Origin of the sequence: Microcoleus sp. BROC3, from assembly GCF_036702515.1 — a bacterium.
Classification (GTDB): domain Bacteria; phylum Cyanobacteriota; class Cyanobacteriia; order Cyanobacteriales; family Microcoleaceae; genus Microcoleus.
In genome coordinates this window covers 21,283-27,476 of record NZ_JAUBTQ010000071.1, presented here as the reverse complement: position 1 = coordinate 27,476, position 6,194 = coordinate 21,283, and the positions used below count along the sequence as shown (strand labels likewise).

8 protein-coding genes are annotated in these 6,194 nt (G+C 43.5%); all 8 read right to left on the bottom strand.

Features of this window, described 5'->3' with window-relative positions:
* Positions 1–254, bottom strand: a 254-nt coding sequence (locus tag QUB30_RS29520; protein WP_333341280.1) for a hypothetical protein, incomplete at its 3' end; no start/stop codon positions are given.
* A gap of 227 nt (positions 255–481) precedes the next feature.
* A complete protein-coding gene (locus QUB30_RS29515; RefSeq protein ID WP_333341278.1) occupies positions 482–625 on the bottom strand; it encodes a hypothetical protein in 144 nt (47 codons plus the stop codon).
* Between the two features lie 149 nt (positions 626–774).
* The gene (locus QUB30_RS29510; RefSeq protein ID WP_333341275.1) at positions 775–1,797 is read right to left on the bottom strand and encodes a transposase; all 1,023 of its coding nucleotides are present in this window, start codon (positions 1,795–1,797) and stop codon (positions 775–777) included.
* A gap of 66 nt (positions 1,798–1,863) precedes the next feature.
* Positions 1,864–2,091 carry a helix-turn-helix domain-containing protein gene (locus QUB30_RS29505; protein WP_333341272.1) on the bottom strand — a complete coding sequence of 76 codons (228 nt, stop codon included), beginning with the start codon at positions 2,089–2,091 and terminating at the stop codon, positions 1,864–1,866.
* A gap of 548 nt (positions 2,092–2,639) precedes the next feature.
* Entirely contained in the window at positions 2,640–3,056 is a 417-nt protein-coding gene (locus tag QUB30_RS29500; protein ID WP_333341270.1) for an ester cyclase, read from the bottom strand.
* Positions 3,057–3,326: 270 nt separating this feature from the next.
* On the bottom strand, positions 3,327–3,893 hold the full coding sequence (locus QUB30_RS29495) for a YHYH domain-containing protein (protein ID WP_333341267.1): 567 nt from the start codon (positions 3,891–3,893) through the stop codon (positions 3,327–3,329).
* 389 nt (positions 3,894–4,282) lie between these two features.
* Complete coding sequence (locus QUB30_RS29490) at positions 4,283–5,290, bottom strand: tetratricopeptide repeat protein (RefSeq protein WP_333341264.1); 1,008 nt, start codon at positions 5,288–5,290, stop codon at positions 4,283–4,285.
* A 420-nt stretch (positions 5,291–5,710) separates the two neighbouring features.
* Positions 5,711–6,172, bottom strand: coding sequence for a hypothetical protein (locus tag QUB30_RS29485; RefSeq protein ID WP_333341261.1), 462 nt, complete (start codon positions 6,170–6,172; stop codon positions 5,711–5,713).
* Positions 6,173–6,194 lie beyond the last annotated feature (22 nt).

Genomic DNA, 6,194 nt, shown 5'->3' with positions numbered 1-6,194 from the left:
ATGGGACGGATATCTTTTGGGATGTGTTTAATATATATCTGCATCAATTTACGCCGAGCTGGACGGCAATCTTGTAAGGCTTCATAAATACTTGACCAGCGTCGGCGAAACACAGGAGACAGGGACAAGTCAGCTAGACAGTGGACATGGCGAGTCAATAGGATGGCATCAGTCAATTCAAACGTCGCATCGTGGGCCCGACATAAATACTGATAAGCCGCTTGACGAAATTCTTTTAATTTGGCAAGGTGCATATTAGCAGCTAAGGGTGGGTGGTACTACTCTTAGTTTCTGCCAAATGGGGTCTGCTTTTCAATTCAGGCACCCTTTTTTTATCCCTGGAGATTTTACTTAGTCTAAACTCCAGTATTTTTAGCAAAAATTGCCGCGTCAGGAGATTGTTCAAATCCGACGTTACTTAAAGTTGAAGCATCATTAGCGAGAAAGATTTTGCCTAATTTTTTGTTCATTGACTCGGTTCCTAACCTTCGGAGTAGTTGATGGACTTACTGGTGTGGGTGCAGGGAAAGATGGCTAATTGTTGCTGTGACAAAATTCTCACTTCTAAGTGGAGATTATTAATCACAACAGGAATGCCAACTCCATCGCTCGCTTTTATAGACATATCCTTAATATAAACAAAATAGTCCGTTGACACTCCCCTGGCTGAAGCCGAGGGGATTCTTAAGACATTTCGGCCTTAATATCCCTGTTTCCAGGGTTCCCAAACTCCTCACGTTTGCTCGATCGAGCGTGAGGATATCTTTTGGGCGTTTAGGCACTAATGCCAGGTTTCGCGGAGTCCCCGCGTACCAAATTTAAAGCCCGATCGCGAATAGTTTTTGCAGCGCCAATGTCGGCGTGTTCGTGATACCCGCATTCGGTGCAAATGAATTTTTCGCCATCTCGATTAGACTTGTCTTTATGACCGCAATTCCGGCATTCTTGGCTGGAGTATTTGGGATTGACTTTGATTGCAACTTTTCCTTGCTTTGCAGCGAGATACTCAATCTTCAAAATTAATTCGCCCCAACTAGCATCGGAGATAGAACGGTTTAAACCCTTCTTCCTTGACTGCCCATTCTTGAGAAATCTACCTGTTTTTTCATCAACTTTCACCCGACATCGACGCATCATACCGGAGATGTTCAAATTTTCCAAAGCAATCGCGTCAACGTTGCGAGAAACTATTTTATTCGCAACTTTCCACTGATAGGCTTGGCGCTTATCGCCAATCTTTTGGTGGAAAAGTCCTAGCTTTTTGGCAGCCTTTCTCCGATTTTTACTACTTTTTGCTTTTCGACTAACCCGTCTCTGCCTAATTTCTAGAGTGCGCTTAGCTTTTTTGGTAGTTGAGAACTTGGGATTTTTTATTTGAGTTCCATCGGATAGGTGGACTAATTTTGTAATTCCCATATCGCAACCAATTACTTTGACGACATCTTCTAAAGGTTTTGTCGTGTAATTGGGGACAGATTTGTCCTCAATGCGGATCGAAACATACCAACCATTCTGTCGCTTCCTTACCGCACAAGCTTTGATGGTAAAGCCGTTGGGGATTGGGCGTGAATTGTGAAACCGCATCCAACCTAACTTCGGGAGGTAGATTTTACTACCTTGTATCTTTACTCCCATCGCGAAAGTAAAAGAAGTGAAGTTGCTGCGGTTTTTAAACTTAGGGAAGCCGCGCCCGTCGAAGAAATTTTTATAGGCAGTGTCTAACCGTTTGACGTTTTGCTGTAGAACAGTTGAGTCTATTCCCGCAAACCAGGGCCTAGCTGCTTTTAATTCAGGCAACGCGGTGATTTGAATGTTGCATGGGCTGCGCCTAGGGTTTTTGACTTTTCCATCTTTATCTATTTTCTAAGGTTCGCCAGTTGCACCATTTTTACTAACACAACTGGTCAACGGACAAGCTTCACTCTGTGTTTTAACGTCGCAATAGTTACCTTGAATAAATTGTTGACTGTATTGAGTAATTCTGTCGTTAAGGCACCAATTGTAATGGCTTCTCAACATATTTACCCAATTGGACATTTTAAGATTTTGTGTTTTATTTAGGCGCAACTTGTATACATAGTTTGTTAACAAGTCTAACTCCTTCTTTTTTCTAGGTAGTTATTACTGTATAGCAAAATAGTTGCATATTTTTCTTTTTTACATTTTTTTAACAAAGATGATTTAAGTTTATATTTTTGCTTGCAAAGCCGTTCTGTAAAGACGGGGTTTTAAACCCAATTTTTTTGACAAAGAGAGTAGGCAGGATAAATCCTGCAATGCCCTTTCATCCCCGGACTAAAGTCACGGGGTTTTCAGGGTATTTGTTATAAAAACGATCTAAAATATTGGGGAGAGAACGGGACAAGCCCTTTAGCAAGAATCTAAACACTCCAGCCAGCAATCTTGACACTTACGATCCTGTATTAAATGCAACTGTAAATGTGACGCTCGACAGGATTAAATACAACGCTCGCCAGGATTAAGTGCAACGCCGCTTGCAATCATCGGTTTGAGCCAGGAGAACCCTGCAACTATCAATAGAACTTCCACTTAGCAGCGGTTTCGCGCCCGATCGGGGGTGCTGGCAAAAATTTCAGCGCTTGGCGTAAATTTCTGCACGATTGCTACTCAAACCCCTACTACTGAACGGGCTCAATTCGTCCCCCAAGCTGAAAAACTCGACCGAGATCGTCAGCATTTCGCCAGGTTTCAACGATCTTACCGTTAACAATCCAATGAATGAACATAGCGGTGAATATCTGCCGCCGACCGCGACCGGGAATCCCAAAGAAACTTTCCTGAATGCAGGTATTGGTCAGGCGCACGACAACTTTGTCACCCTCGGCAATTATGTCTTCAACCGTCCATGTCTGAGCGATGGGGCCGATTATTTCAAATAGTTCGCGAACCCCATCCGGGCCAGAGGAAAGATTTGGTGGGCCACCGTGCATTTTCCAATTCGGGTCAGTCATTTTACAAATTTCTTCGATCCGATGTTCGCTGATGAGTTTAAACCATTGTCGAGCGATTATTTTGTTGTCCTCAATAGTAGACATCGCTACTCCTCCTTGACTATGATTAAAAATTGGTTCAATGCAATTGTTCTCAAGTCGATCGCCCTAGCTTGAAATTTTTTGCTCGGTACGCGATGAATCGTTAGTAGCAGTACAAGGCGAACTTAAACAAGATGAAATGGGTTTGACTATCCTTTGAAATATTCGCTTTGAAACCTGATATATCTACATTAGATCGAGATTGGGAATTTGTCTTTACAGTAAAAGTATGGACTTGAGTTTTTGGCGTTCGCGGCCGTGTTAATTCGAGCGCTAGCGTGATTCTTGGATATAACGAGAAACATTACCGATCGCTTCAACGGCATACTTGTTTCCTAAATCAAATGCTAAGGCTCGCTTGAAATTGACTAACGCGGTTTGGTAGTCTTTCTGTTTGATTCCTGCGTAGCCCAAATTCATACAGGTTTTGAAATCTGGACAAGTACCGGGTATCGCCATCACGTAAGGCTCAACAACGTTAATTGGGGTAAATGCTTTGATATCTTCTGGTTTGAGGAGTAAGGCTTGCTGGAAATAGTTGAGCGCTTGGGCTGGATTCGACTTAAGTTGCGTTTCTCCGCGACTCATGCAGTCGTTCAATGTCAAGCAAACGCCTTCCGAACCTCCGCCACTGGGTGAACTTGACCCGGAACCCGACCCGGAACCCGACCCGGAACCTGAACCATTGTGACAAGGGTAGTCTCCTGTTCTGCGATTGGTATGACATCCGCTGGCATCAGTGCGACCTGGATGTCCCCAGCTACTCTCCGCAAGCGAGACAGCCGATAAAGCTAAAAAAGCAGCAGTTAGGGCTTTGGATACCTTGCGATTAATTTTCATGGGGTTTCATTCTGGTTTGGTGTTGCAGTCAAACAAGCCGTAGATGCAGCGGAATCAAGAGCGAGTTGCGATCGCGTTACAGGTGACGCGGTGGTTTGTCTTCGGAAATAACTGTTGGAACGTTCCAGTTTGGTCTGGGCTTGAGTAGATGAGTTCCATAACTCCCCTTGATCCATCCTACAGCGCATCGCATAAAAATCCACCTCTGCGTTGATTCCCTGCTGCGAATCCCTGATGGTAAATTGACGATGCTATAGCAACCGAGATTCATCAGGATAATTACAATTCGTGACAGTTTGGGGTTTTTCTATTGACAATGCCGTTGGTAATGAAGAGAACGATTTTATAATTGCCTAAACGACCATTTTTCTACTGCGATGCGTTGCTTTTTAGGGGTTGCTAGCACGTTTCCTGGCTTCGGATGCTTTCACATCATAACCGGAGTTAGGATTAGTTTTGTGCAGTTGCATTAACAGGTTAATGTAAAATTCGTAGTATTCCTGCACTGTGGCAAAGTATGAGCTGCGACTTTCTGGGGCAGCTATTTTACGGCGGAGATTTTCAATTAATTTGAGAGAGGCTTCAATATCAGTGAGAGCTCCGGTAAAATTGCCTAACGATCGTTTGACAAAAGCCATGCTGGAAAGGGTAACAGCTTCTCCACCGCGATCGTCTACTGCCCGTCTCAAGGGAAGGGACTGGTTGTAATAGTCTAGCGCTTTCTGTTTCTCTCCCAAATCTGAGTAGACTCTGCCGATGTTGTTCAGGATGGTGGCTTCACCACGCTGATCCTTGATTGCCCGTTTCAGGAGAAGCGATTGGCTGTAATATTCTAGCGCTTTCTTTTTTTCTCCCAAATCTGAGTAAACTAAGCCAATGCTGTTAAGAGCAACGGCTTCCCAGTGAGGACTGCCTACTGCCCGAAACAGCGACAGGGACTGGTTGTAATAATCTAGCGCTTTTTGTTTTTCTCCCAAATTTAAGTAGATTCCACCGATGTTGTAGAGGGTGGTAGCTTCCCCACCGCGATCATTAAGGGTTCGTTTCAGGGGAAGGGACTGGCTGTAATACTCTAGCGCTTTTTGGTGTTCTCCCAAATCTAAATAGGCTCCACCCATGTTGTGGAGGGTGAGGGCTTCTCGACTGCGATTGCCCGCTTTTCGATACAGTTTTAATGCTTCTTCATATTTGACGATCGCACCTCTTAAAGCTTCTGGTGTTCCTTGTTCGTAGAGTTTCTCTGCTTCTTCATATACTTTTTGGGCAGCTTCGCTACTGGTAGTTTGTGCTGTTTGTACGACTTTACCAACGAGAACGGTTGCTGCAACTGGCTGACTTAACTGAACTGAAAGTGCCATCAAAATACTAGCCAGAAACCATTGAGCGCGATCGAACATAACCACCCTTTTTGTATTTGCTTCAATCTTAATCAGTAGCTCACTTAGTGTAAAGTCAGGAAGAAGTCAGGGCGATTAACCTCAAGCTTTCTCAACATCCCGCATTTTTCCATTGACACGAGAAATGCTGCAATGCTCGTGGTTGTCGGTTGGTCAGTAAGGAGCAAGTCTTCTGCTAAATTCTAGGTTTTGAGCGCTCGAACGGTTGCCATAACTCGCACAATCGCACATCTGGCACTGTCTGGGCTCGGACTGTCATACTTTTGCGGTGCGAGTAACAATTCAACCTCCCAGGCACTGACCTGGAAAGTTGAACAAACCACGGAGACTAAAGCTTGAGACAATCTTGTTATCCCTATCAAAACTGCAAACTCATGAAAATTCCATCATGGCCCGCGTGGTTCCCTTAAACCCCTTCAATTATTTTCTAAAGTCTCTGTTTTCTCTAGCTCTATTTGTAAAAGGAACACGATAGGCTGCCAAAACATTTTTAGACAATAATCTAAGAACTTCCCAAGGACAATCTAACAAAGTAACAGGCAGACATTTTTGATATACCCACTCCCAAAAACCAATTGCTTCTCCCTCAACTCCCGCTGTTGCAGTATCAGGCATTTCAACACCATAGCAGCTACAAATTTCTGACCATTTAGAATAAGGGGCAGATAGATATAATATTTTACCTTCTATAGATGTTGGATAATAAATTTTGCCAGCTAATACACCTTCAGGAAAATACATAACTTCGTCCATAATCATTATGACGCCGTTATCCGGTACATCTTCCATAGTAAATTCAGTGCCATCACTTGTGAAGCGCTTATCTAATTGGTTGTATTTTTTCAGTTTTTTAGACTGTTTGTCAAACCCTTTAAATTTCATAATTTTATTTTTTGTAATTCGA